At 66.1% G+C, this 23,714-nt stretch carries 25 protein-coding genes; 17 read left to right on the top strand and 8 right to left on the bottom strand.

The genetic code is table 11. The features are described from left to right. Positions 1-2 precede the first annotated feature (2 nt). Positions 3-266 (top strand): TM2 domain-containing protein, encoded by a 264-nt coding sequence (locus F4Y72_08725; GenBank protein MXZ28372.1) that lies wholly within the window; start codon positions 3-5, stop codon positions 264-266. Here F4Y72_08725 and F4Y72_08730 read toward each other — a convergent pair. Beyond that, the gene (locus F4Y72_08730; GenBank protein MXZ28373.1) at positions 250-1,179 is read right to left on the bottom strand and encodes a M48 family metalloprotease; all 930 of its coding nucleotides are present in this window, start codon (positions 1,177-1,179) and stop codon (positions 250-252) included. The two genes, F4Y72_08725 and F4Y72_08730, sit on opposite strands and share 17 nt — an antisense overlap. Positions 1,180-1,277: 98 nt before the next feature. Between F4Y72_08730 and F4Y72_08735 the strand changes: the two genes are divergently transcribed. From F4Y72_08735 to glmS, 12 genes are all read left to right on the top strand, one after another. Beyond that, complete coding sequence (locus F4Y72_08735; protein MXZ28374.1) at positions 1,278-1,682, top strand: hypothetical protein; 405 nt, start codon at positions 1,278-1,280, stop codon at positions 1,680-1,682. 12 nt (positions 1,683-1,694) lie between these two features. Next, positions 1,695-2,525, top strand: coding sequence for a F0F1 ATP synthase subunit A (gene atpB, locus F4Y72_08740; GenBank protein MXZ28375.1), 831 nt, complete (start codon positions 1,695-1,697; stop codon positions 2,523-2,525). Positions 2,526-2,579: 54 nt separating this feature from the next. Next, positions 2,580-2,870: a F0F1 ATP synthase subunit C gene (gene atpE, locus F4Y72_08745; GenBank protein MXZ28376.1), complete on the top strand. Its 291-nt coding sequence runs from the start codon at positions 2,580-2,582 to the stop codon at positions 2,868-2,870. 9 nt (positions 2,871-2,879) lie between these two features. Beyond that, positions 2,880-3,350: a F0F1 ATP synthase subunit B gene (locus F4Y72_08750; GenBank protein MXZ28377.1), complete on the top strand. Its 471-nt coding sequence runs from the start codon at positions 2,880-2,882 to the stop codon at positions 3,348-3,350. Then, on the top strand, positions 3,350-3,901 hold the full coding sequence (locus F4Y72_08755; protein MXZ28378.1) for a F0F1 ATP synthase subunit delta: 552 nt from the start codon (positions 3,350-3,352) through the stop codon (positions 3,899-3,901). Before F4Y72_08750 ends, F4Y72_08755 begins: the two co-directional genes overlap by 1 nt. Positions 3,902-3,928: 27 nt before the next feature. Then, positions 3,929-5,470, top strand: a complete 1,542-nt coding sequence (locus F4Y72_08760) for a F0F1 ATP synthase subunit alpha (protein ID MXZ28379.1) — start codon at positions 3,929-3,931, stop codon at positions 5,468-5,470. 36 nt (positions 5,471-5,506) lie between these two features. After that, positions 5,507-6,367, top strand: a complete 861-nt coding sequence (gene atpG / locus F4Y72_08765; GenBank protein MXZ28380.1) for a F0F1 ATP synthase subunit gamma — start codon at positions 5,507-5,509, stop codon at positions 6,365-6,367. Positions 6,368-6,389: 22 nt separating this feature from the next. Then, on the top strand, positions 6,390-7,778 hold the full coding sequence (atpD, locus tag F4Y72_08770; GenBank protein MXZ28381.1) for a F0F1 ATP synthase subunit beta: 1,389 nt from the start codon (positions 6,390-6,392) through the stop codon (positions 7,776-7,778). A 2-nt stretch (positions 7,779-7,780) separates the two neighbouring features. Further along, complete coding sequence (locus F4Y72_08775) at positions 7,781-8,197, top strand: F0F1 ATP synthase subunit epsilon (GenBank protein MXZ28382.1); 417 nt, start codon at positions 7,781-7,783, stop codon at positions 8,195-8,197. Positions 8,198-8,285: 88 nt separating this feature from the next. Beyond that, the gene (locus F4Y72_08780; protein MXZ28383.1) at positions 8,286-9,746 is read left to right on the top strand and encodes an amidase; all 1,461 of its coding nucleotides are present in this window, start codon (positions 8,286-8,288) and stop codon (positions 9,744-9,746) included. Further along, entirely contained in the window at positions 9,746-11,095 is a 1,350-nt protein-coding gene (gene glmU / locus F4Y72_08785; GenBank protein MXZ28384.1) for a UDP-N-acetylglucosamine diphosphorylase/glucosamine-1-phosphate N-acetyltransferase, read from the top strand. The genes F4Y72_08780 and glmU overlap by 1 nt, the downstream gene beginning before the upstream one ends. Positions 11,096-11,107: 12 nt before the next feature. Then, the gene (gene glmS, locus F4Y72_08790; protein ID MXZ28385.1) at positions 11,108-12,940 is read left to right on the top strand and encodes a glutamine--fructose-6-phosphate transaminase (isomerizing); all 1,833 of its coding nucleotides are present in this window, start codon (positions 11,108-11,110) and stop codon (positions 12,938-12,940) included. Here the strand turns inward: glmS and xth are convergent. Together xth and F4Y72_08800 are read right to left on the bottom strand one after the other, a co-directional pair. After that, positions 12,927-13,697, bottom strand: coding sequence for an exodeoxyribonuclease III (gene xth, locus F4Y72_08795; protein MXZ28386.1), 771 nt, complete (start codon positions 13,695-13,697; stop codon positions 12,927-12,929). The genes glmS and xth overlap by 14 nt on opposite strands. A 25-nt stretch (positions 13,698-13,722) precedes the next feature. Beyond that, positions 13,723-14,415, bottom strand: a complete 693-nt coding sequence (locus F4Y72_08800; GenBank protein ID MXZ28387.1) for a fumarylacetoacetate hydrolase family protein — start codon at positions 14,413-14,415, stop codon at positions 13,723-13,725. 110 nt (positions 14,416-14,525) lie between these two features. Between F4Y72_08800 and gorA the strand changes: the two genes are divergently transcribed. After that, entirely contained in the window at positions 14,526-15,869 is a 1,344-nt protein-coding gene (gene gorA / locus F4Y72_08805; GenBank protein ID MXZ28388.1) for a glutathione-disulfide reductase, read from the top strand. Between the two features lie 32 nt (positions 15,870-15,901). On the opposite strand, the gene aroE is transcribed toward gorA, so the two are convergent. Beyond that, the gene (gene aroE / locus F4Y72_08810) at positions 15,902-16,705 is read right to left on the bottom strand and encodes a shikimate dehydrogenase (GenBank protein ID MXZ28389.1); all 804 of its coding nucleotides are present in this window, start codon (positions 16,703-16,705) and stop codon (positions 15,902-15,904) included. Between the two features lie 201 nt (positions 16,706-16,906). On the opposite strand from aroE, the gene F4Y72_08815 reads away from it, so the two are divergent. Then, positions 16,907-17,134, top strand: coding sequence for a hypothetical protein (locus F4Y72_08815; protein MXZ28390.1), 228 nt, complete (start codon positions 16,907-16,909; stop codon positions 17,132-17,134). Between the two features lie 197 nt (positions 17,135-17,331). Next, complete coding sequence (locus F4Y72_08820) at positions 17,332-17,925, top strand: DNA-3-methyladenine glycosylase I (protein MXZ28391.1); 594 nt, start codon at positions 17,332-17,334, stop codon at positions 17,923-17,925. A 7-nt stretch (positions 17,926-17,932) separates the two neighbouring features. Here the strand turns inward: F4Y72_08820 and F4Y72_08825 are convergent, their stop codons facing one another. The 4 genes from F4Y72_08825 to dprA all read right to left on the bottom strand — a co-directional run bounded on the left by F4Y72_08825 (position 17,933) and on the right by dprA (position 23,123). Beyond that, positions 17,933-18,577 (bottom strand): GPP34 family phosphoprotein, encoded by a 645-nt coding sequence (locus F4Y72_08825; GenBank protein MXZ28392.1) that lies wholly within the window; start codon positions 18,575-18,577, stop codon positions 17,933-17,935. 46 nt (positions 18,578-18,623) lie between these two features. Beyond that, positions 18,624-19,214 (bottom strand): tRNA threonylcarbamoyladenosine biosynthesis protein RimN, encoded by a 591-nt coding sequence (locus tag F4Y72_08830; protein MXZ28393.1) that lies wholly within the window; start codon positions 19,212-19,214, stop codon positions 18,624-18,626. Further along, positions 19,171-21,882, bottom strand: coding sequence for a type I DNA topoisomerase (gene topA / locus F4Y72_08835; GenBank protein ID MXZ28394.1), 2,712 nt, complete (start codon positions 21,880-21,882; stop codon positions 19,171-19,173). Before topA ends, F4Y72_08830 begins: the two co-directional genes overlap by 44 nt. 146 nt (positions 21,883-22,028) lie before the next feature. Continuing rightward, positions 22,029-23,123 (bottom strand): DNA-protecting protein DprA, encoded by a 1,095-nt coding sequence (dprA, locus tag F4Y72_08840; protein MXZ28395.1) that lies wholly within the window; start codon positions 23,121-23,123, stop codon positions 22,029-22,031. Between the two features lie 62 nt (positions 23,124-23,185). On the opposite strand from dprA, the gene def reads away from it, so the two are divergent. Further along, complete coding sequence (gene def, locus F4Y72_08845) at positions 23,186-23,707, top strand: peptide deformylase (protein MXZ28396.1); 522 nt, start codon at positions 23,186-23,188, stop codon at positions 23,705-23,707. Positions 23,708-23,714: the final 7 nt, after the last annotated feature.

The raw sequence follows: 23,714 nt of genomic DNA on the forward strand, positions 1-23,714 counted from the left end.
GAATGAATGACTTGAACCAGGCAAGCGCCGGCGGGACCGGCACTCAGGCCACGGTAAGCGAAAAGGGTTTTGTGCCTGCCTTGCTGCTCGCCATCCTGCTCGGCGGTCTTGGCGTGCATCGGTTCTACGTGGGCAAGATCGGAACCGGAATCCTCATGATTCTGACCCTGGGCGGCCTGGGCATCTGGACTCTGGTGGACATCATCATGATCGCCGTAGGTTCTTTTACCGACAAGCAGGGCTTGCCGATCAAGGTATCGCACTAGGGTCCACAGACCCCAGTGCCGCGCCGACCTCATCCGGGTACGGCCGCGTTTCAAATTCCGGCCACCCGTTGTCGGCCGCCGAGGTCCGGATCGCCTCGATTCGCCGGTTGATGGCCGGATGCATTGACAGCATCTCACGCACCGTGCCCTTGGCGTCCGGGAGGGATTTGGCGTCGAATGGGCGAAGCACCTCAAACAGGCGCGTCGCGCCACCGACGTGGCCGTAGTGTGCATGTAAGGCCAGCAGCGCATCCCGATCCGCGACCGCTTCCTGCTCCCTGCTGTAGCGTCTGATCAGCAGTTGGCTGCCCGCCAGGCCTCCGCTTCCGGCTGAGGAAAGCGCGATGTCCAGCAACAGGCCCCGCCCGACGCTTCGCAACGGGTCTCGATTGATGCAGTGGGCCAGTTCGTGCGCAAGCACCATGGCCAGGCTGTTCTCGCTGTCGAGCGCGTGCAGCAGCCCTTCAAGCACGAATATGTGCCCGCCCAGGGTCGCGGCGGCGTTCGGAGGCCCCTTCACCACGTGAACGCGAATGTTCAGTCCGTGCGGCGGATGCATATCTGCTGCGATCCGGCGCGTCAGGTCTTCGACGTAGTCCTGCAGCACCGGATCGCTGGGCTCAAGGAAACGGTCTTTCACCAGCATCACGTACCGGTCCACGAAGCGCCGTTCGCTCTCGTGGCTGATCAGCAGCAGCCAGCGGTCGGCCGTCAGAAAAGCAGCGATCAGAATCAAAGCAAATGCGGTCGTGCCGGCTGCGACAACGTAGAGGAATCGCTGTATGCGCCGGGATTCGTCCGCGCCGATTTCGTGGCGGTACCGAGTCATCGGGAATTGTCGGGCCTGTGCTGTCCTGTCAAGGAAAGGTACCACGACTTCGAACGGCCCATTTCGCGCCCGTACGCCTCGCATGGCGCCTGCAACTCGGAGTACAATTGCGGTTCGTCGAAGCGAATCCGGCGATGGCCGGCGAGTGCCACCCGAGCCGATAGAGGGCAGGTGGCGTTTTTATGTTTGAATCCATGCGAAAGTCGGCCATGCGTCTGGTGTTGGTGCAGGCTGCGGCCGGTGCCATTGCGGGTGCGATTGCCTGGCCGGCATTCGGCCGCGCGGCCGGCATGGCGACACTGGCCGGCGCGTTCATCGGTCTGTTCGGCAGCCTGTTCATGGTTGCCGGCCTGCTGCGGGTGCGCAGCGGCGCCACCCCCGGCCAGATGCTCGCCATGTTGCTGGCGGGCGAAGCGGCAAAACTGCTCGTGTGCGCGGTGGGTTTCGCCTTGTGCATCATCGTCTTCGACCTGGTTTTCCTGGGGTTGCTGGCCGGATTCGTGGCCACGATGCTGGGATACTGGGCCGGGCTGCTGCCGGCGGTACTCGGGGAAGGCACGCCGCCCGCCGCACCGGCCGGGCGATAGGGGAGTTCAGGCATGGCGGCTGAATCCGGTGACGGCGGCAGCGCCGGCTACATCGAGCACCACCTGACCAACCTCACGTGGCCTCCGGGCGACGGCGGCTTCTGGACGTTGCACGTTGACAGCCTGTTCTACTCGGTCCTGCTCGGCGTGCTGTTCGCGGGGTCCTTCTACTTCGCCGCGCGGCGCGCCACCGCCGGCGTGCCCGGGCGCTGGCAGAGCTTTGTCGAGATGCTCGTCGATTTCGTCAATACGCAGGTGAAGGACGCCTACCACGGCCCGTCGAAACTGCTGGCGCCGCTGGCGCTGACCATTTTCTGCTGGGTGTTCCTGATGAACTTCATGGACCTGGTGCCCGTCGACCTGTTGCCCGAAATCGGCCTGCTGATAGGCATCGACTACATGAAGGTGGTGCCGAGCACCGATCTCAACATCACCTTCGGCCTTTCGCTCACGGTCTTCGTGCTGATCATCGTGTTCAGCATCCGCGCCAAGGGCCTGGGCGGTTTCGGACGCGAGATCTTCTTCAAGCCCTTCGGCAAGTGGCTGTTGCCCTTCAACGTCACGCTGAAGGTCGTCGAGGAACTGGCCAAGCCCATGTCGCTGGCCCTGCGGCTGTTCGGCAACCTCTACGCCGGCGAGTTGATATTCATCCTCATCGCGCTGTTTACCCTGGGCAATACGCTCACGTCCCTGGTTACGTCGGCCGCGGCATTCAGTTTCGTGGTTCAGTTCGTGCTGGGCCTGGCCTGGGCGTTGTTCCACATCCTGGTCATCACGCTGCAGGCATTCATCTTCATGATGCTCACCATCGTCTATCTGAGCATGGCGAGCGAGGAACATTAGAAAACCAAGCACTTCCGCTTAACAGGAGACCTCATGGAAAACCAAGCTGGAGAAATGATCCAACTGGCCGCGTCCCAGGCCCAGGTTCTGGGCGTTACGGCCGTGGCGGTCGCGATCATCATCGGGATGGCCGCGATGGGCACCGCGCTGGGCTTCGGCCTTTTGGGCGGGCGCTTTCTGGAGAGCACCGCCAGGCAGCCGGAACTGGCGCCGATGCTGCTGATCCGGATGTTCATCATTGCCGGACTGCTCGACGCGGTGTCGATGATCGGCGTGGGCGTGGCCCTGCTGTTCACCTTCGCCAATCCGTTCCTGGGCGAGTTGAACAGCTTCATTGCCGGATAAGCATCGCTTATGAGCATCAACGCGACACTGCTGGCGCAATGCCTGGTATTCCTGGCGCTCGTCTGGTTCACGATGAAGTTCATCTGGCCGCAGGTGCTCGAGGCCATCGACCAGCGCAACAAGGAGATCGCCGACGGCCTGGAGGCCGCGGCCCAGGGGCGAAGCGAACTGGACGCGGCGCAGGGCCGGATCGAGCAACTCGTTTCGGAGGCGCGCAGCCAGGCCTCGGAGATCATCGAGCAGGCCAACGGACGAGCGTCGCGCATCGTGGATGAAGCGCGAGAGGAGGGCGAACGCGAGCGCCTGCGGCTGGTCGAATCGGCCCACTCGGAGATCGAACGCGAAACCATGCAGGCCCGCGACGAACTCCGCGAGCAGGTGGCGGAGCTGGCGATTGCCGGCGCCGAGAAAATCCTCCAGCGCGAAATCGACGCGGGCGTGCACGGCGCCATGCTGCAGCGCTTCGCCAACCGGATCTGATGGACTCGCCCGGCGCCATTGCCAGGCCCTACGCGCGGGCGGCCTTCGCCCATGCGAAGGACCGCGGCGGCGTGGCCCAGTGGTCGGCGGCGCTGAAGACGGCCGCGTCCGCGGCCGCGGATCCGCAGTTGCGCGCGGCGCTGGAATCCTCCGATACGAGCAGGGCGGCGACCGAACTGCTATGCCAACTGCTGGAAGACGCGGCCGCATGGGAAATCGACGGAGTACGCAACCTGATGCGGCTGCTTCGGGAAAACCGCCGTATGGGCGCGCTCGGCGCGATCGCGGAGCAGTTCGAGCAATTGTGGCGCGAAGACTCCCGGCGGGTCGAAGCGGTGCTGGTCTCCGCGGCGCCGCTCGACGTGGAGCAGCAGGAGGCGATCGCCGGAGCGCTCAAGGCGCGCCTTGGACGCGAAGTGGATTTTCGCTTCGAACTGGATGAAAACCTTCTGGGCGGGGTCCGCGTGCAGGTGGGCGACCAGGTCCTCGACGGTTCGGCTCGGGCCGGCCTGAACACTCTGGCCGCCGCACTTGGCCGGCCCGGAAACTAGGCCCAAAAAAGGAAAACGGGTATTGGAATGACATTGAAAGCGAACGAAATCAGTGACCTGATCCGCCAGCGCATCGAGAACTTCGATGCCGCCGCCGAGCAGGTCGAAGTGGGAACGGTGGTGTCCGTGACCGACGGCATCTGCCGCATCCACGGCCTTTCCGGGGCGCAATACGGCGAGATGCTGGAGTTTCCCGGCGACACCTACGGCCTGGCCCTGAACCTGGAGCAGGACTCGGTGGGCGCGGTGATCCTGAGCGAATACCGGCACATCACCGAAGGCGACGTGGTCAAGGCCACCGGGCGGATTCTGGAAGTGCCGGTGGGCGAGGCCCTGCTCGGCCGCGTGGTCGATGCGCTGGGCAACCCGGTGGACGGCAAGGGCCCGGTGGAAACCAGCGAGTACTCGCCGATCGAGAAAGTCGCTCCGGGCGTGATCACCCGCCAGTCGGTGGGTCAGCCGGTGCAGACCGGTCTGAAGTCGGTGGACTCGATGATCCCGATCGGCCGCGGCCAGCGCGAGCTGATCATCGGCGACCGCCAGACCGGCAAGACCGCGGTCGCCGTGGACACGATCATCAACCAGCGCGGCACCGGCATCAAGTGCATCTACGTGGCCATCGGCCAGAAGAACTCGTCCGTGGCCAACGTGGTGCGCAAGCTCGAGGAGTTCGGCGCGATGGAGCACACCATCGTGGTGTCGGCCCCGGCCGCCGATACGGCCGCCATGCAGTACATCGCCCCGTATGCGGGCTGCGCCATGGGCGAATACTTCCGCGACCGGGGAGAGGACGCGCTGGTGGTGTACGACGACCTCACCAAGCAGGCCTGGGCCTACCGCCAGGTGTCGCTGCTGCTGAGGCGTCCGCCGGGCCGCGAGGCCTATCCGGGCGACGTCTTCTATCTGCACTCGCGTCTGCTGGAGCGCGCCGCGCGGGTGAACGCCGAATACGTCGAGGAAATCACGGACGGCGAGGTCAAGGGCCGGACCGGTTCCCTCACCGCCCTGCCGATCATCGAAACGCAGGCGGGCGACGTGTCGGCGTTCGTTCCCACCAACGTCATCTCCATTACCGACGGCCAGATCTACCTGGTGACCGACCTCTTCAACGCCGGCATCCGACCCGCCATCGACCCCGGCATTTCGGTATCACGGGTTGGGGGCGCCGCCCAGACCACGATCATCAAGAAGCTCGGCGGCGGCATCCGCCTGGCGCTGGCCCAGTACCGCGACCTCGCCGCGTTCGCCCAGTTCGCCTCGGACCTCGACGCGGCAACGCGCCGGCAGCTGGAGCGCGGCCAGCGGGTCACCGAGATGATGAAGCAGAACCAGTACGAGCCGCTGACCGTCGCCGAGATCGCGGTGTCGCTCTACGCCGTGCAGGAGGGCCACATGGACGACATGGAGGTGGACCAGCTGCTCGCGTTCGAGAAGGCCCTGCACGCGCACGCGCGCGACAACCACGCGGAGTTGCTCGAACGCATCAACGAAACCGGCGACTACGACGACGAGATCGAAGCCGGCCTCAAGGCCCTGGTCGAGGAGTTCAAGAGCAGCGGCGCCTACTAGGCGGGGCGGCCGGGAGCAACAGCAGGTATCTGACGAATGCCGGGCGCAAAGGAAATCCGCGGCAAGATCGGCAGCGTCAAGAACACGCAGAAGATCACGCGCGCGATGGAAATGGTCGCGGCCAGCAAGATACGCCGCACCCAGCAACGGATGACCGCGGCCCGCCCCTACGCCGACGGCATAAGCAAGATCGCGAGCCATCTGTACCATGCCCGGCCGGACTACACGCCGCCATACCTGGCCGAGCGCGAGGAGAAGTCGGCCGGCTACATCCTCATTTCCACCGACCGCGGCCTGTGCGGCGGCCTGAACGTCAACCTGTTCCGGCACTTTCTCGGCGAATTGAGGCGGCAGGCGGACGCAGGCGTGTCCACGCAGATCGTCCTGATCGGCGCCAAGGCGGTGCAGTTCTTCCGTAATCTCGACGTGAACATCACCGGCGTGGCCTCGCACCTCGGAGAGAAGCCGCATATCGTGGACCTGGTCAGCTCCGTTCGGGTGCTGCTGCAGGAGTATCGGGAGGAGCGGATCGACCGGATGTACCTGGCCCGCAACCTGTTCGTCAACACGATGCGCCAGCAGCCGGTGATCCAGCAATTGCTGCCGGTGGCGCTGGAGAAGGACGACACCCTTGCGGCGCACTGGGACTATATCTACGAACCGTCGGCGGGCGAGCTGCTGGACGGAGTGCTGGAGCGCTATATCGAGACGCAGGTGTTCCGCGCGGCCATGGAGAACGTGGCCTGCGAGATGGCGGCCAAGATGGTGGCGATGAAATCGGCCACCGACAATGCCGGCAAGCTGATCGACGCGCTGCAGTTGCAGTACAACAAGGCCAGGCAGGCTGCGATTACCGCGGAGATCGCGGAGATCATCGGCGGCGCCGAAGCCGTATGAATTACTTTCCCAGGAGAAAAGAATGACCGCAAACGCCAACGGCGCCATCGTGCAGATCATCGGCGCCGTGATCGACGTGGAGTTCCCGCGCGAATCCATGCCCCAGGTGTATGACGCCCTGGTGGTGGAAGATCGCAATCTGACCCTGGAGGTGCAGCAGCAGCTCGGCGACGGCGTGGTCCGCACCATCGCCATGGGGTCCAGCGAAGGCCTGAGCCGCGGCCTGCCGGTAAACAATACGGGCGGGCCGATCACGGTCCCGGTGGGACACAAGACGCTGGGCAGGATCATGGACGTGCTCGGCGACCCGGTGGACGGCAAGGGCGATATCGGCGAGGACGAGCGCTGGCCCATCCACCGCCCGCCGCCCAGCTTCGAGGACCAGGCCGGCAGCACCGAGTTGCTGGAAACCGGCATCAAGGTCATCGACCTGCTTTGCCCGTTCGCCAAGGGCGGCAAGATCGGCCTGTTCGGCGGCGCCGGCGTGGGCAAGACCGTGAACATGATGGAGCTGATCCGCAATATCGCGGTCGAGGCTTCGGGCTACTCGGTGTTCGCCGGGGTGGGCGAACGCACTCGCGAGGGCAATGACTTCTACAACGAGATGAAGGAGTCGGACGTGCTCGACAAGGTGGCGCTGGTCTATGGCCAGATGAACGAGCCGCCCGGAAACCGCCTGCGCGTCGGACTGACGGGGCTGACCATCGCCGAGTTTTTCCGCGACGAAGGCCGCGAGATCCTGATGTTCATCGACAATATCTACCGCTATACGCTGGCCGGCGTGGAATGCTCCGCGCTGCTGGGGCGCATGCCCTCGGCCGTGGGCTACCAGCCAACGCTGGCGGAGGAGATGGGCGCGCTGCAGGAGCGGATCACTTCCACCCGCACCGGCTCGATCACGTCGGTGCAGGCGATTTACGTGCCGGCCGACGACCTGACCGATCCTTCGCCCGCGACGACTTTCGCGCACCTGGACGCGACGGTCGTGTTGTCGCGTTCGATTGCCGAGCTCGGCATCTACCCCGCGGTGGATCCGCTGGACTCCACCTCGCGCCAGCTCGATCCGCTGGTGGTGGGCCGCGAGCACTACGACACCGCGCGCGGCGTGCAGCGCGTCCTGCAGCGCTACAAGGAGCTGCAGGACATCATCGCGATCCTGGGCATGGACGAGCTGTCCGAGGAGGACAAGCTGACGGTGCAGCGGGCGCGCAAGATCCAGCGCTTCCTGTCGCAGCCGTTCTTCGTGGCCGAAGTGTTCACCGGCACCCCCGGCCAGTTCGTCACCCTGAAGGAGACGATACGCAGTTTCAGCGCCATCCTCAGCGGCGATTGCGACCACCTGCCCGAGCAGGCCTTCTACATGGCGGGCGGCATTGCGGAAGTCGAGGAGAAGGCGAAGCAGTTGCAGTAACCATGGCTTCCATTCACATAGACATCGTCAGCGCCGAGGGCGCAATCTACTCCGGCGACGCGGATTTCGTCGTTGCGCCCGCTTCGCAGGGCGACGTCGGCATCGCGCCGCGGCATGCTCCGCTCCTGACCGAACTGCGTCCCGGGCCGGTGCGGGTGCAATGCGAGGGCGAGGACGAGCGGCTCTTCTACGTGACCGGAGGCTTGCTCGAGATTCAGCCCGACGCCGTGATCGTGCTGGCCGATTCGGCGCTCCGGCCGGACCAGCTGGACGTGAACGCCGCCGAGGAAGCCCGCAGGCAGGCCGAGGAAGCCCTGGAGGGCGCCACCGAGAAATCCGACATCGAAAAGGCCCAGCGCGACCTCGCCGAGGCCGCCGCGCGCCACCGTGCGCTGAAGAAACTTCGCGGGCAGGACTGAATTTTTCACCAAAGTCCGGAAAGTGTTACAACGGCGCGCTTTTCGGGCTTGATTTCGGCAGTTCCCCACAAGTTTTTCCACAGAAAATGTGGATACTTGTATCCCGCGCGTGAGCATTTTTCCCGAATACGAATCGTATGATGCCGTCGGCCTGGCCGAGCTGGTGCGCTCCGGTCAGGTCGATGCCGCGGAGCTGCTGGCGGCGGCCATCGAGCGTTGTGAACGGCGCAACCCCTCCGTCAACGCGGTGGTCCATGCCTTTTATGATCGCGCCCGCGGAACCCTGGCCGAAAAGGGGCGCAGTGGTCCGCTTGCCGGCGTGCCCTTCCTGTTGAAGGATGTCGGCGCCCACTACGGGGGAGAGCCCACCGGCTACGCCTGCCGCTTGTTTGACGGGTTCGTGGCCGAGCGGGACACCACTCTGGTTCGCCGCTACCGGCAGGCGGGGCTGGTGATTTTCGGGAAGACCAATACGCCGGAACTGGCGCTGGCGGTCACAACCGAACCGGAGCTGACCGGGCCGACATTGAACCCCTGGAATCCCGAATACTCGCCGGGCGGCTCCAGCGGCGGCGCGGCGGCGGCGGTGGCGGCCGGCATTGTCCCGGCAGCGCATGGCAGCGATGGCGGAGGTTCCATCCGCATACCGGCCTCCCTTTGCGGTCTGGTCGGCCTCAAGCCCACCCGCGGCCGTATCCCCACCGGCCCGGACCGGGCCGAGGGCTGGGCCGGCATGGCTCAGAATCACGTGATTACACGTAGCGTGCGCGATTCCGCGGCCTTCCTCGACGCGGTGGAAGGCGCGGAACCCGGGGACCCCTATCATCCGCCGGCCCATCGCGGGACGTGGATGGAAACGCTGGAAAAACCGGCTGGCGCATTGCGCGTGGCGCTTGTTCAGGACTCGTTCAATGGAGCGCCCGTCGACCCCGACGTCATCGAAGTGGTCAGGGACACGGCCCGCATGTGCGAAGTGCTCGGACATCAGGTGGAGGAGGCGCGCTGCCCGCTGTCGCCCGAGCAACTCCACAACTGCGCCACTCTGATTCTGAGCTCACACGTCAACGCCGACATACAGGCGCGCTGCGAGGCGCTGGGCCGCGAATTCCGCCGGGAGGACGTGTCGTACGTGACCTGGCGGATGGCGCGGGCCGGGGCGGAAGCCAGCGCGTCGGAATATGCTGCGGCGATGAGCCATATCCATTACATTGGGCGCCGGATGGGAGAATTCTGCGACCGATATGACGTCATACTCTCCCCGACCACGGCGGCTCCGGCGCCCCGCCTGGGTGAGATCGACATGGACACCGAGGACCTGAAGGGCTATATGCAAGTCACCAACCGCTACACGGCCTTTACGCAATTGCTCAACGTGACCGGTCAGCCCGCCGTCTCCCTGCCGCTCGGCCGGTCGGCCAAGGGCCTGCCGATCGGCGTGCAGCTGGCCGCCCCGCAGGGCGGCGAAGGCCTGTTGTTCGGCCTGGCGGCGCAACTTGAACAAGCGCGGCCCTGGACCGGCCTGTGTCCCGGGTATGGAGGTCCTTCCTGATGGCCGGAGAATTGAACGTGGTCATTTTGGCCGCCGGCCAAGGCACCCGGATGCGCTCCGCCATACCCAAGCCGCTGCACCTGCTGGCAGGCAAACCTCTGCTGGCGCACGTCATCGACAGCGCGGCCGTCCTCGATCCCGATCGCATCGTGGTGGTTTGCGGGCACGGCGCCGAGCCGGTGCGCGCGGCTTTCTCCGGGGCGCCGATCGACTGGGTCGAGCAGGAGGAGCAACTGGGGTCGGGACACGCCGTAATTCAGGCGCTGCCGTCGATCGATCCCGGCGCGCGCGTCCTGGTGCTGTATTCGGACGTCGCGCTGGTCACCGGCGAAACGCTTCGGCGGCTGGTGGCCGACGACAACGGCGTGTCGCTGTTGACGGCCGAAGTGGAGGATCCATCGGGTTACGGACGCATCGTCCGGAATCCGGACGGCGCGGTGGCGGGCATTGTCGAACATGCGGACGCCACGCCCGAACAGCGGCTTGTGCGCGAAATCAACGTCGGGCCGATGGCGGCGCCCGGCGATTGGCTGGGCAAGGCTTGCCGGGCGCTCAAGCCTGCGGGGGGAAAACAGGAAATCTACCTTACCCACACAGTTGACATCGCACTTGCCGAGGGCACGCCCGTGCGCGCGGTCGGGACCGGTGGGCCGGACGAGGCAATGGGCGTCAACAGCCCCGCGCAACTCGCCGAAGCCGAACGCCTGCTTCGGCGCCGGCGAACCGGCGAATTGATGGAGGCAGGCGTGCGGATTGCGGATCCCCAGCGTATCGAGATCCGGGCCGACGTGCAGGCGGGCCGGGACGTGTTCCTCGACGTGGGCGTGGTCCTCGAAGGGGAAATCGTCCTGGGCGACGGCGCCAGCATCGGCGCCTACAGCGTGGTGTCGGACACCCGGATCGACGAGGGCGCGCGCATTGAACCGCATTGCGTGGTGGACGGCGCCCACATCGGAGCGCGGGCCCGCGTGGGTCCCTTCGCCCGGCTGCGGCCGCAGGCCAGTCTGGGGGAGGAAGCGCGGGTCGGCAACTTCGTTGAGGTCAAGAACAGCGAGCTTGGCGACGGCGCCAAGGCATCGCACCTCAGTTACGTCGGCGATTCCGAGGTCGGCAGGGAGGTCAATATCGGCGCCGGAGTGATTACCTGCAATTACGACGGGAAGCGAAAGCACCGCACGGTGATCGGCGAAGGCGCGTTTATCGGTTCGGGCGTGGAACTGGTGGCCCCGGTGGAAGTCGGCGCCGGAGCCATGATCGGCGCCGGTTCCACAATCACCAAGCCGGCTCCGGCGGACCAGCTAACCGTGGCCCGGTCACGGCAGAAAACGCTGCCGTTGAAGAAGCGCTAGCCCCGCAGGGCCATGTGTGGAATTGTCGGAGTCGCGGCCGAGCGGGACATCGCCCCGCTGTTGCTGGACGGGCTGCGCCGCCTGGAGTACCGCGGCTACGACTCCGCCGGATTGGCGCTGCTCGACAACGGCGGTCTGAAACGCCTTCGCCGGCCCGGGGAGGTGGCCCGGCTGGTCGAGGAATTCGAAAGGCAGCCCCTTGAGGGCGAGGTGGGTATCGCCCACACGCGCTGGGCTACGCACGGCGCGCCCACGGAACAAAACGCTCATCCCATATTCGCGGGCGAGCGGGTGGCGGTTGCGCACAACGGCATCGTCGAGAACTACGAAGCGATCAAGGAGGAGCTCACGGCCGGGGGCGTGGTTTTCTCGAGCGAAACGGACACCGAATGCATCGCCCACCTCATCGACGCGGAACTGAGTGCAGGCAAGGACCTTGCCGCGGCTGCGCGCGATGCGCTGGCGCGATTGAAAGGCAGTTACTCCGTGGTCGTCCTGGCGGCCGCGGAGCCGGACGCGATCCTGGCCGCCCATCGCGGCGCGCCCATGGTGGTCGGCCTGGGCGAGTCGGAGAACTATGCCGCTTCCGACATTGCCGCGCTGCTCCCGGTAACGCGCCGCTACCGATTTCTGCGCGATGGAGACCTGGCGCTGCTGACCCGCGGCAGCGTGGAGATCACCGGCGCCGGCGGCGAAGCCGTGGAAAGGCCGATGGTGGAGAGTGAGTTCGGCCCCGAGTCGGTTGAGCGGGGCGCGTACAGGCACTACATGCAAAAGGAGATCTTCGAGCAGGCCCGGGCGGTCCGCGACACGCTGCTGCCGCTGATTTCCGGCGGCCTGCCGGATGCGTCCATGTTCGGCCCCGAAGTGGGCGCGAAGCTGGGTGAAATTACGGCCGTGCATATCGCCGCCTGCGGCAGCGCCTTCAACGCTGGCCTGGTCGCGCGTCAGTGGATACAGGACTACGCCAAACTGCCCTGCACCGTCGAGATCGCCAGCGAATACCGCTATCGGCCTCCACCCTGCCCGCCGAACTGCCTTTTCCTTGCCATTTCCCAGTCGGGCGAGACGGCGGACACGTTGGCGGCAACCCGGGCTGCGCGCGAACGGGGCTACCGGGCCGTGCTGGCCCTGAGCAACGTCGCCACCAGCAGCCTGGTCCGCAATGTCGAGCACAGCCTGCTGACGCGCGCCGGCCTGGAAGTGGGCGTGGCGTCCACCAAGGCCCTGCTCACCCAGCTGGCGGCGCTGGCGATGATGGCCCTGGCGCTGGCCCGCGCCCGGGGCAGCAGCGAGGAGGAGATACGCAGCCTGACGCAGGAGGCCGCGGCGCTGCCCGGCCTGATCGAACAGTTGCTGGAAATGGACGGTCGGCTTGCGGAACTGGCCGGGAATTTCCGGGGTCGCGAGCATGTGCTGTTCCTGGGACGCGGTCCTATGTGGCCGGTGGCCATGGAAGGCGCGCTCAAGCTGAAGGAGCTTTCATACATCCATGCCGAGGCTTATGCCGCGGGCGAACTGAAGCACGGCCCGCTGGCGCTCGTGGACGACCGGATGATGATCGTGGCGCTGGCCCCGAACGACGGCTTGCTGCACAAGCTCCGGTCCAATCTCGAAGAAGTCCGCGCGCGCGGCGGACAACTCTTCGTGGTGTCGGACCCCGACGCCAACCTGGGCCACGAAGACGGCATGATCGCGCTCCGCCTGCCGGCGCCGGCCACAGCGCTGCAGGCGCCCGTGCTATACACCGTGCCGCTGCAGCTGCTCGCGTACCACGTGGCGGTGCAGAAGGGCCACAACGTGGACCGCCCCCGCAACCTCGCCAAATCCGTCACCGTCGACTGAGGCGGGCGAAGACGGGGGTGTGGTCGGATGGGCGTTCGAGTCTGCGCGGTGACTTGTCGATGCCGGCCTCCGTGCACGCGGGCGCCAGCGCTTCGGAGAGCAGCACCAGGTCGATGCGCAGACCGCGGTTGCGCCGGAACGCGGCGGCACGGTAGTCCCACCAGCTGAACGTCTCTTCGGGCTGATCGAACAGGCGGAAGCTGTCCGTCAGGCCGAGATCCTCGAGCGCCCGGAGTCGGGCCCGCTCGGGTACGCTGCACAGAATCTTGTCGCGCCACTCCTCCGGGTCGTGCACATCGCGATCGTCCGGCGCGATATTAAAGTCGCCCATTACCGCCAGCCTCGGCCAGCGCTGCAGCTCGGCGCGGACCCATTCGGTCAGCGCATCCAGCCAGCGCAGCTTGTAATGGTAGTGGTCGTGCCCGACCTCCTTGCCGTTGGGCACGTACAGATTGATCACGCGAACGCCGCCCACCGTAGCGGCGACCGCCCGTGCCTGCGGGTCGTCCAGTCCCGGAATTCCGACAACCGGCTCCGATGCTTCATCGCGGGTCAGCAGGGCCACGCCGTTGTAGGTCTTCTGCCCGTGTATCAGGCACCGGTAACCGAGGTCTTCAAAGCCCTCCAGTGGGAAATCCTCGTCGCGGCACTTCAGTTCCTGCAGGCCCAGCGCATCCGGGGCCTGCGACCGGAGCCAGTCCGCCACATGCTCCTTGCGCACGCGCACCGAGTTGACGTTCCAGCTTGCAATCATCATGGCCGGGAATTCGGCGGGAAGCCGGTCAGGCGCGCAGGCGGCCCATGCGAATGTGGACGTCCCCCACCCGGTCTATGCCGGCCGTGACGTGGTCGCCGGGCTTGAGCCGGCTCACTCCGGCCGGCGTGCCGGTAAAGATCAGGTCGCCGGGCTTGAGTTCAAAGAAAGTGGAAATCTGCGCGATCAGGTTCATCGGCTTGTGGATCATGTGGCTTATGTCGGCCTCCTGCCGGACCGCGCCGTTGACGGCCAGCCAGATGCGGCCCTTGGCGGGATGCCCGATGCTGGAAGCGCGCCGCAGCGTGCTCACCGGGGCGGAGTAGTCGAAGCTCTTGCTGATTTCCCAGGGGGCGCCTGCTTCGCGGACCTCACTTTGCAGGTCGCGGCGGGTCAGGTCGATCCCGACACCGTAGCCGTATACGTGTCCCATCGCCTCGTCCGCGGAGATGTTGAGCCCGCCCCCCTGCAGGGCCACCACCAGTTCCACTTCGTGCTGCAGGTCCCTGGTGCGCGGCGGGAAGGGCACCTCGCCGCCGCCCGGCAGCAGCGCGTCCGCGGGTTTCATGAATACCGGCGGCTCCGGGACATTCTCACGGTTCATTTCCTTGATGTGGTCCGCGTAGTTCCAGCCCACGCAAAAGACCCGCCGCGCCGGAAACCGGCGCTCGATCCCCCGTACCGTCAGGCTCGGACGGTAATAGTCAAACAGTTCAATCATCCGCTTCGACGGCGCGTATCAGTTTTTCGCTCCGCCAACCCCGCACTTTCGCGAATTTTTGTTGCCGGGTCAAGGCAAGGCGCGGGCGCGAAGGCGTTATGCTGCCGCGCATGGACAAGTTCGACCTGATCGTGGTGGGCGCGGGCAGCGGCGGACTGGCCGCGGCTCAGCGGGCGGCCGAATACGGAGCGCGGGTGGCGCTGCTGGAATCCGGACGTCTCGGCGGCACCTGCGTCAATCGCGGCTGCGTGCCCAAGAAGATCATGTGGCATGCCGCCGAACTGGCCAGGGAGCTGGGGCATGGTGGCGATTACGGATTCGATCTCGCCGTGAACGGTCACGACTTCGCGGAACTGGTCAGTCGGCGCGAACGCTATATCCGCCGGCTGAACGGCATCTATGCGAGCAACCTCGAGCGCCGCGGCGTGCACAGCGTATCCGGACACGGCGCTTTTTCCGCGCCGCGCGTGCTTTGCGTGAACGGCGAGGACTACTCCGCCGAACGGATTCTGATTGCCACCGGCGGCGCTCCGATCGTCCCTGCGATTCCTGGGGCCGAACTCGGAATCACTTCCGACGGGTTCTTCGAACTTGAGCGCCGGCCGGCGAGCGCAGCGGTTGTGGGCGCCGGCTACATCGCCGTGGAGCTGGCGGGGATTCTCCGGGGTCTCGGCACGGAAGTGACCCTGCACCTGCGGCACGATTCGGTGCTGCGCAGCTTCGACGAGATCCTGCAGCAGGCCTGCATGGAGGGGCTCGCCGGGTCGGGGGTGCGGATCGCCACGGGTTTCGTGCCCGCTGCCGTCGAGAGGGATGCCGAGAGTCTGTGCCTGACCGCCGTTTCGGGAGAACGCAGCGGGCCGTTCGACGCCCTCGTGTGGGCTGTGGGCAGGCGTCCGCTCACCGCCGGCCTGAATCTCGATATTGCCGGCGTGCAATGCGACGGGCGCGGCGCCATCGAGGTGGACGAATGGCAGGAAACCACGGCGCCCGGCGTGTTCGCATTGGGCGACGTCACCGGACATCATGAACTCACTCCGGTAGCGATCGCCGCCGGGCGCCGCTGGGGGGACCGTCAATTCGGCGGAATGTCCGAGCGGCGCATGGACTACCGCAATATCCCGACCGTGGTGTTCGCCCACCCGCCGCTGGGCGCCGTCGGGCTTACCGAGGAAGAGGCGCGCGAGGCATACGGGGATGCGGTGCGTTGTTACCGGGTCGAATTCGTTCCCCTGTTCTACGGTATTTCCGAAAACAAGCCGAAGGCGCGCATGAAACTGGTAACGGCCGGGGAAGAGGAAAGAGTCGTGGGTTGCCACCTGGCCGGGCCCGGCGCCGACGAGATGCTTCAGGGGTTCGCGGTGGCGATAAGGATGGGCGCTTGTAAGTCCGACCTGGACGACACCGTGGCCATCCATCCCACGGCGGCCGAAGAACTCGTGACTATGCGGTGATCGGCCCGCCGCCGGCGCGGCCGGCTCCGGGATCAGGGTTGAAGCAGTTCCGTCGTGTCCGGGCGCGTGCCGTGCCAGATTCTGAAGCTCTCGGCCGCCTGTTCCACCAGCATTCCCAAACCGTCGTGAGCGGCGCGCGCGGCGCCCTCTTGTGCCCAGGCAACAAACGGCTCGGCGGCCCGTCCGTACGCCAGGTCCATGCACAGCGCGCCTCTCGCCGTTACCGGGTCCAGGCCGGGCGGCTCGCCCGAGATCCCCGCTGAACTGGCGTTGATGACCAGGTCCACCGCCGGAAGCTCCGGATTGGCGGAATCCGCGACACGTATGGTTCCGAGCGAATCGAAACGCCGCGCCAGTTCCCGGGCGCGTTCCCGCGTGCGGTTGAAGACGATGGTCTCTCCGACGCCCTCGGCCAGCAGCGCCGGAAGTACTCCGCGAACGGCTCCGCCGGCGCCGATGATCAGCACTCTGGCGCCTGCAAGTTCTACCCCCAGGTTGGTGCGCAAATGCCGAATCAGGCCCGTTCCGTCGGTGTTGTCCCCCCGCATCCGGCCACCCGCGCCGGCGGTCAGCGTATTCACCGCTCCTGCCTGCCCGGCTTGGGGGCCGAGCTCGTCGCTCAACTCCGCGGCCTCTTCCTTAAGCGGCACCGTGACGTTGCAACCCCGTCCACCGTCCGCCCTGAAGTTCTCCACCGCGGAGGCCAGGGATCCCGGGCGCACCTCGATGCGCCGATACTCGACATGCAAACCCAGTTGCGCGGCAAAGCGGGCATGGATTTCGGGCGAACGGCTATGGCCGATCGGGTGCCCCATTACGGCGTAGAGTGCTGACATTTTCCTGGGACCTGTCTGAATCCGGAGCGCCTTTCGGAGCGAAGCGTACCGCAGAAGTACGGTCATCGGTAGCTCGGCTACCGTGTGCTAGACTTCGACGCGGGAGAAACTATTCCCGCGTCGGCTGCGTGTTCGTATACGGGCGCGCGGCCTTATATGTCCCTGAACAGGGAAACAACGCTACAAACTGGAGGCATTTCCATGACCAGTCCTGAACGCAAACTACTCGCCCTTGCCCTTAGTGCAGCCCTCGCCGCCGGCGTTGCCGGCCCGGCCGCTGCAGCCGTAGACGGCTCCCAAGCGCCCGAGCTTCCGTCACTCATGGACGGCCATGGTGATGACGACGACGGCGACGACGATGACGACGGCGACGACGACGAAGGCAGCTGCGGCGAAGGCAGTTGCGGCGACGACAGCGAAGAAGAATAACTTCGCCGCTACTTCGGTAGCCATTTCAGGACGACAGCCGGCGGGCTCGCGGGCTCGCCGGCTGTATCGTCCAATTCCGCCGGCGTAATTGCGCCGGCAGCCATGCGGGGGGCGTAGCGCCTGGTATAGGTCCGTGGGTTCTCCGCGGGTTCCATGCTCAGTGCAGACGGCCTGGCTGCGCTGTTTCGTTTGTACAAATGCGGGAAAGGTGCCCCTGGTCGCTCGGCGTAAGCGACGAATATCAGGCCTATCACGACGAAGAATGGGGTCTGCCCGTTCTTGATGACGCCACCCACTTTGAGTTTCTGGTCCTTGAATCCGCGCAGGCGGGCCTGTCCTGGAGGACGGTGCTGCATAAGCGGGAAGGCTATCGGCGGGCCTTCGCCGGCTTTGATCCGGTGCGGGTAGCAAGGTTTGGCGATCGGGAAATCGAGACGCTGGTTTCCGATCCGGGCATTGTCCGCAATCGGCAGAAGATCGCCGCCGCGGTCAACAACGCCGCCCGCTTTCTTGGGGTCCACGAGGAATTCGGATCGTTCGCGCGCTATATCTGGGGTTTCGTGGATGGCAAACCGGTCGTCAATCACTGGCGCGAGCAGCACGAAGTGCCCGCCACCTCACCGCTTTCCGATCGCCTGTCGACCGACCTCAAGGCCCGCGGTTTCAAGTTCGTGGGCTCTACCATCATCTATTCCCACCTGCAGGCCTGCGGCCTGATCAACGATCACCTGGTGAGCTGTTTTCGGCACCGCGAGTGCCGGGAAGCCTGGTCCGGCCTCCCCTGGAACTGACTCCGGCTCAGATTCGCGTTATGGTGCCGGACCAGCGCCAGACGGAAAGCTGGGTGATCAGTTCCCGGCCGATCAGGTCCATCTTGCGCAGCTGATCGAGGCGCGGCGCGATCTCGTCCAGTTCCTTGTCGCCGAATACGGTCTTGAGCACGCCGCAGGCGTCGGCGATGCAGATCAGGGCGATGTCGCGGGGATCGGGAATGTCGCCCGAGAACAGCACGCCCACCACGCGCTGCCGGGCCTCGCGCTGAATCTTGCCGTCCATCATCGGATAACGCCGGGAACGGAACACCCAAAGGAACTTTTCTTCCCGGCGCTCCAGCACGCCCCGCTCGATCAGGCTTTCGATGGCCTGTTCCTGTATCGATTCGCCCTGCTCCTCGGAAATGATTTCCAGCCAGGCGGCGGTGTCCCGGGTTTCACTGCTTTCACTGATGCGTTTCAGCACCCGGTCCAGCATGGGGTTGCCCGTGGGCGTCGCATCGATCAGGATCAATTGCTCGGGATCGGTGTCTATGCGATCGGCGAATGCCAGGTCCATCAGGATGCCGCCCACCAGCGCGTGCTCCAGCGCGTACTTGCCGATCGGCAGGAAGGTGCCGGTCTTGTCGTCGAGAAGAAGCGCCAGAGTCTCTTCGGCAAATGTAATCATGGGCGTCGCCCCCGCTGCGAGCAAAACTCTCCTGCAATCGGCGCCATTATGCCGGTCGCAGCACCGCTCCGGTGGCGGCGTCGCGGATTTCGCTCGGTCCTTCGAGCGGACCGCATTCGCCGGGCATCACCCAGTCGACCCCGGCCTCGAAATAACTCCGGGCCTGGGCCTCGGTTCGGGCGGGCGGGCTGCCGTGCGGGTTGCAACTCGTGGATACCACCGGAGAGTCCAGCGCCAGGCTCAGGGCCGCGGCCAGGGGGTGCAGGCTCCGGCGAACGGCCACGGTGTCGCGGCCGCCGGTGATCCATTCCGGCGTGTCTGAAGAGGCAGGCACTATCCAGGTAATTCCCTTGCTTTCCCGCAACTCCCGGAAGTCCGGCGACGTGGAGAGTTCCCCCGCCCAATCGTCGAACTGCTGCCATTCGGCGGCGATCAGGATCAGGCCCAGCGACCGGTCGCGGCCCTTGAGCCTGAGCACGCGTTCGACAGCCTGCTCGTTGCCCGGCAGGCAACCGAGACCGTAAACCGAATCGTTCGGATAGGCGATTACTCCGCCGCCGCGAAGGATGCGGGCGCCGCGGTCGATGTGCGCGTCAGCGGCGCGCCGGCCTTTTTCGCGATCCTTTTTTCCGCGCATTCTTCAGAAGTTCCCGGCACTGCTCCAGCGACAGGGCGGCCGGGTCCTGTTCGCGCGGCACCGAAGCGTTGCGTGACCCGTCGGTGACGTACGGGCCGTAGCGGCCATCCAGTATCCTGATTCCGCCGTCCTCGAATTCCCGGATCGCCGGCCGCCTGGCTCGCCGGGCGGGCTGCACCTCGAGGGCTTCCTCCAGCGTCAGCGTGAACACCGAATGGGGCTTCGGCAAGCGAATGTACCGGGGCCGCGCCTTGCCGCCACGTTTCCCGATCTGCACATACGGTCCCTTGACCCCGCAGCCGACGTAAACGGGCCGGCCGTTGTCCGGGTGCTTTCCGAGTTCGCGGGGCAGGCGAAGCAGGCCGACCGCCTCGTCCAGCGTGACGGTGTAAGGGGAGATTTCGGGCGGCAGCGAGGCGTATTTCGGCTTTTCCTTGCCGCGCTCGCCGAGTTGCACGTACGGTCCGAATCGCCCCCGCCCGGCATAGACCGTGTCGTCGGTCTCCGGGTGCGGCCCCAGCTCCCGCGGCAGGGAAAGCAGCTTCAGGGCCTCCTCCAGCGTCACCGACTCCTCGCTCAGGCCGTCGGTCAGCGAGGCATATTTCGGTTTCTCCTCGCCGCCCCTCTCGCCGAGTTGCACGTAGGGGCCGTTGCGCCCGCTGCCGGCATAGACCGGTTGGCCGGTGGCCGTGTCCGTTCCGAGCAGACGCGGTCCGCGCAACAATTCCAGCGCCTGTTCAAGCGTGATGTCTTCGTAATTGAGGCCTTCGCGCAGGGTGGCGACCGGCGGCCGATGGTCCTCCGTGCGCTCGCCGAGCTGCACGAAGTACCCGTAGGGCCCCAGCCGTGCGTAAACGGGTTCGCCGCTTTCCGGGTGCTCGCCGAGCAGACGGCGCGGGCGTTCCTCGATGCCCTTCAGCGTGCGCTTTTTCTCCGTGAGCTGCTCCGAATAGTGGCTCCAGAACTCGTCCATGACCGGCACCCAGTGCTTCTCTCCGTTGGCCACGGCATCCAGGGACTCCTCCATTCCGGCGGTGAAGTCGTAATCGACGTAGTCATTGAAATGACGGGTAAGGAAGTCGGCCACCATCCTGCCCTTCTGGGTAGGCGCGAAATTGCGTTTTTCCATGACCGCATATTCGCGGTCGCGGATCTTGCGCAGGGTCTCGGCGTAAGTGGAAGGCCGTCCGATGCCGTGGTCTTCCAGCGCCTTTACCAGGCTTGCCTCGGTGTAGCGCGGCGGCGGCTCGGTGAAGTGCTGTTCGGTCGCGAGTTCGCGCACGTCCAGCGTTTCTCCAGTGGCCAGCGGCGGCAGCGCCTTGTCCCTGCTGTCCGCCGAACGCGCCAGGACCTTGAGGAAGCCCGGATGCGCGAGCGTGTTGCCGGTGGCCCGGAAGCGGCCCGCCGGGGTTGTTTCCGCGGCGCCCGGCGCTGTCTTGCCCGGAGTGAACTCCGCGCTCACGCGGTCGTAGACGGCGTCGCTCATCTGGCTGGCCACGGCGCGCCGCCAGATGATGTCGTAGAGGCGGTACTGGTCGGAATCCAGATGACTCTTGAGCGTTTCCGGCGCGCGCGCGATGCTGGTGGGCCGGATCGCTTCATGCGCCTCCTGTGCGTTGCGGGTCTTGGTGCGGTACCGGCGCGGCGAACCGGGAACGAAACCGGCGCCCAGTTTCTCGGCGACGTATTCACGGATCTCCTGCACCGCTTCGCGCGCCATCTGCACGGAATCGGTCCGCATGTAGGTGATCAGTCCGACCGCACCGCTGCCGGTATCGACGCCCTCGTACAGCGACTGGGCCACCCGCATCGTGCGTTGCGCCTGCATGCCGAGCTGGCGGGAAGCGGCCTGCTGCATGGTCGAGGTCGTGAACGGAGGGGGCGGGCCGCGTTTGGCCCGCGTGGGCTTGACGTTCGCGACGGTCAACACTCCGGGCCCGTCGTCCGATGCGCCCTCCTTCATCGCCGCAAGGAGCGTGTCGCGGGCTTGTGCGGTGGCCTCGGCGTCCCCCAGCGAGAACTTCTTCAGCTTCTCGCCTTTCAACTCCACAAGGGCGGCCTCGAATTCCTGGCCGTCCTTGCCGAGGTGCGCGGTGAGGGTCCAGTATTCGCGCGGCCTGAACGCCTCGATTTCCTTTTCCCGCTCCACGATCAGCTTGAGGGCGGGGCTCTGCACCCGGCCCGCCGAAAGGCCGCGCGTGAGTATCCGCGACAGCAGTGGCGAAAGGGTGAAACCGAGCAGCCGGTCCATGCAGCGCCGGGCCTTCTGGGCCTCCACCAGTGGCATCGACACGTCGCGGGGATCCTCGACCGCATTGTTGACCGCGCTGCGCGTGATCTGGTTGAAGGCCACCCGGTGAACCTGCTTGTTCTCGAGCGCCCCCGCATCGGACAACATCTCCAGCAGGTGCCAGGCGATGGCCTCGCCCTCGCGGTCCGGATCGGTGGCGAGATACAGCGCCGGCATCCTGGCCAGTGCGCTGCGGATCCGCGCTACCGCCGCTTTCGAACTCTCCACCGCCTCGAACTCCATCGCGAAGCCCTTCTTCGTGTCGATCGACAGCCCGCCACTCTTCAGATCCCGCACGTGCCCGTTGCAGGCCAGCACGCGATAGTCCTTGCCGAGATAGCGTTGCAGCGTCCGCGCCTTGGCGGGAGATTCGACCACGATAAGGCCCCCCGCGGCCTTTCCGGTCGCGGCGCGCGTCACGCGGGGAGCACCTGCATGGGCCGGTTTGTTCTGGATGGAATCATCTGGCGATTGCGCTTTACTACACGGAGTCTACTGAAATCGAGCGCGCATCCTAGCACTGTTCAGCGGCCGTATTGAAACCGGCCGCCCGGCAGCGAATGCACGCGGCCCTCGAGCTCCATGCGCGTGAGCGCGGCGGCAAGCTCGGACGCGTCCAGCCCGGTCTGGCGCACGAGTTCGTCCATGCCCAGGGGTCCCTGGCGCAGCAGCCCGCCCACCAGCGGCAGTTCTCCGGGAGCCGGTTCGAGCGCCGCCTGCTCCGGCGCTTCCGCGCCGCCGATCTGCAGCAGGGCCGGCAGCTCTTCCAGCACGTCCCCGGGCCGCTCAACCAGCTTGGCGCCGGCGCGGATCAGGGCGTGGCAGCCCCGTGACTGCGGGCTGTGAATCGAGCCGGGCACGGCGAATACCTCCCGGCCCTGCTCGGCCGCGGCGCGGGCCGTAATGCGCGCTCCCGAGCGTGCGGCCGCTTCGACGACCAGGACGCCCGCCGACATGCCGCTGATGATCCGGTTGCGGCGCGGAAACATCCATTGCTGCAGTTCGATGCCCGGCGGATTTTCCGAGATCAATGCGCCCGCTGCGGTAATGCGCCGCGCCAGCTCCTTGTTGCGCCTTGGATATATGCGGTCCAGACCCGTGGCACAGACGCCGACGGTGATGCCGCCGCAATCCAGGGCCGCTTCGTGCGCGGCCGCATCGATGCCCTCGGCCAGCCCGCTGACGATGGCAAGGCCGCGGCGGGCCAGCGCGCGGGAAAAGTCCATCGCGGTCGATCGTCCCAGGGGCGTGGCCGCGCGGCTGCCCACGATCGCCAACTGCGGCTCGGCCAGCGCGGCAACCTGTCCGAGTACGAACAGCGCCGCCGGCGGATCGTCAATCTCGCGCAATAGCGGGGGAAAGCGTTCGTCGGTGAACGGCACCAGGTGAGCGCCCTCGCCGGCGATCCAGTCGATACAGGGGGCGATCACGGCCGGGTCCGGCTGCCGAAGCCAGTTCAGAACGGCGGGCGTCAGGCCGGCTTCGAGCAGTTCGGCGCCCGGCGCGGCAATGACGGCGTGCGCCTCGCCGTAGCGCTCGAGCAGCCTGCGCCGCAGCAGCGGCGACAGCGCGGGACACAATTGGAGGGTAATCCAGGGTTTTGCTTCCATGCGGGACATCCTTTGGTGACTGTGGGAAAATACCACAACTGCGGAATCCCTGGAGCCCTGACGTCCTGCCCATGGCGGAACTGCGAGTACTGACCTTTCCGGACCGCCGGCTGCGCCGCAAGGCCAGGCCGGTCGCGGTGGCCGGCGAGCGATTGCGGCGCCTGGCCGATGACATGCTGGAGACCATGTACGCCTCGAAGGGCGTGGGTCTTGCGGCGATCCAGGTGAACGTCGCCGAGCGCGTGCTGGTCATGGACGTATCGGAGGAACGCGACACGCCCCGCTGCTATGTCAACCCGGAGATTGTTTCCTCCGAAGGCGAGGTGGTGAGCGAGGAGGGTTGTCTGTCGGTGCCCGAATTCACCGCCGAGGTGCCGCGCGCCGAGCGGGTGAAGGTCCGGGCGTACACGACCGAAATGGAACCGGTGGAGGAGGAGCTGGAGGGGCTGGCTTCGATCTGCATTCAGCACGAGATCGATCACCTGGACGGCAAGCTGTTCATCGACTACCTGTCGCCGCTCAAGCGCCGCATGCTGCGCAAACGCCTGGAGAAAGCCGAGCGGACCGGCAAGCCGGCGGTTCTGGAGTTCTAGCGCGGCC

This window comes from Gammaproteobacteria bacterium (assembly GCA_009838035.1).
In the GTDB taxonomy this organism is placed as follows: Bacteria; Pseudomonadota; Gammaproteobacteria; order Steroidobacterales; family Foliamicaceae; genus Foliamicus.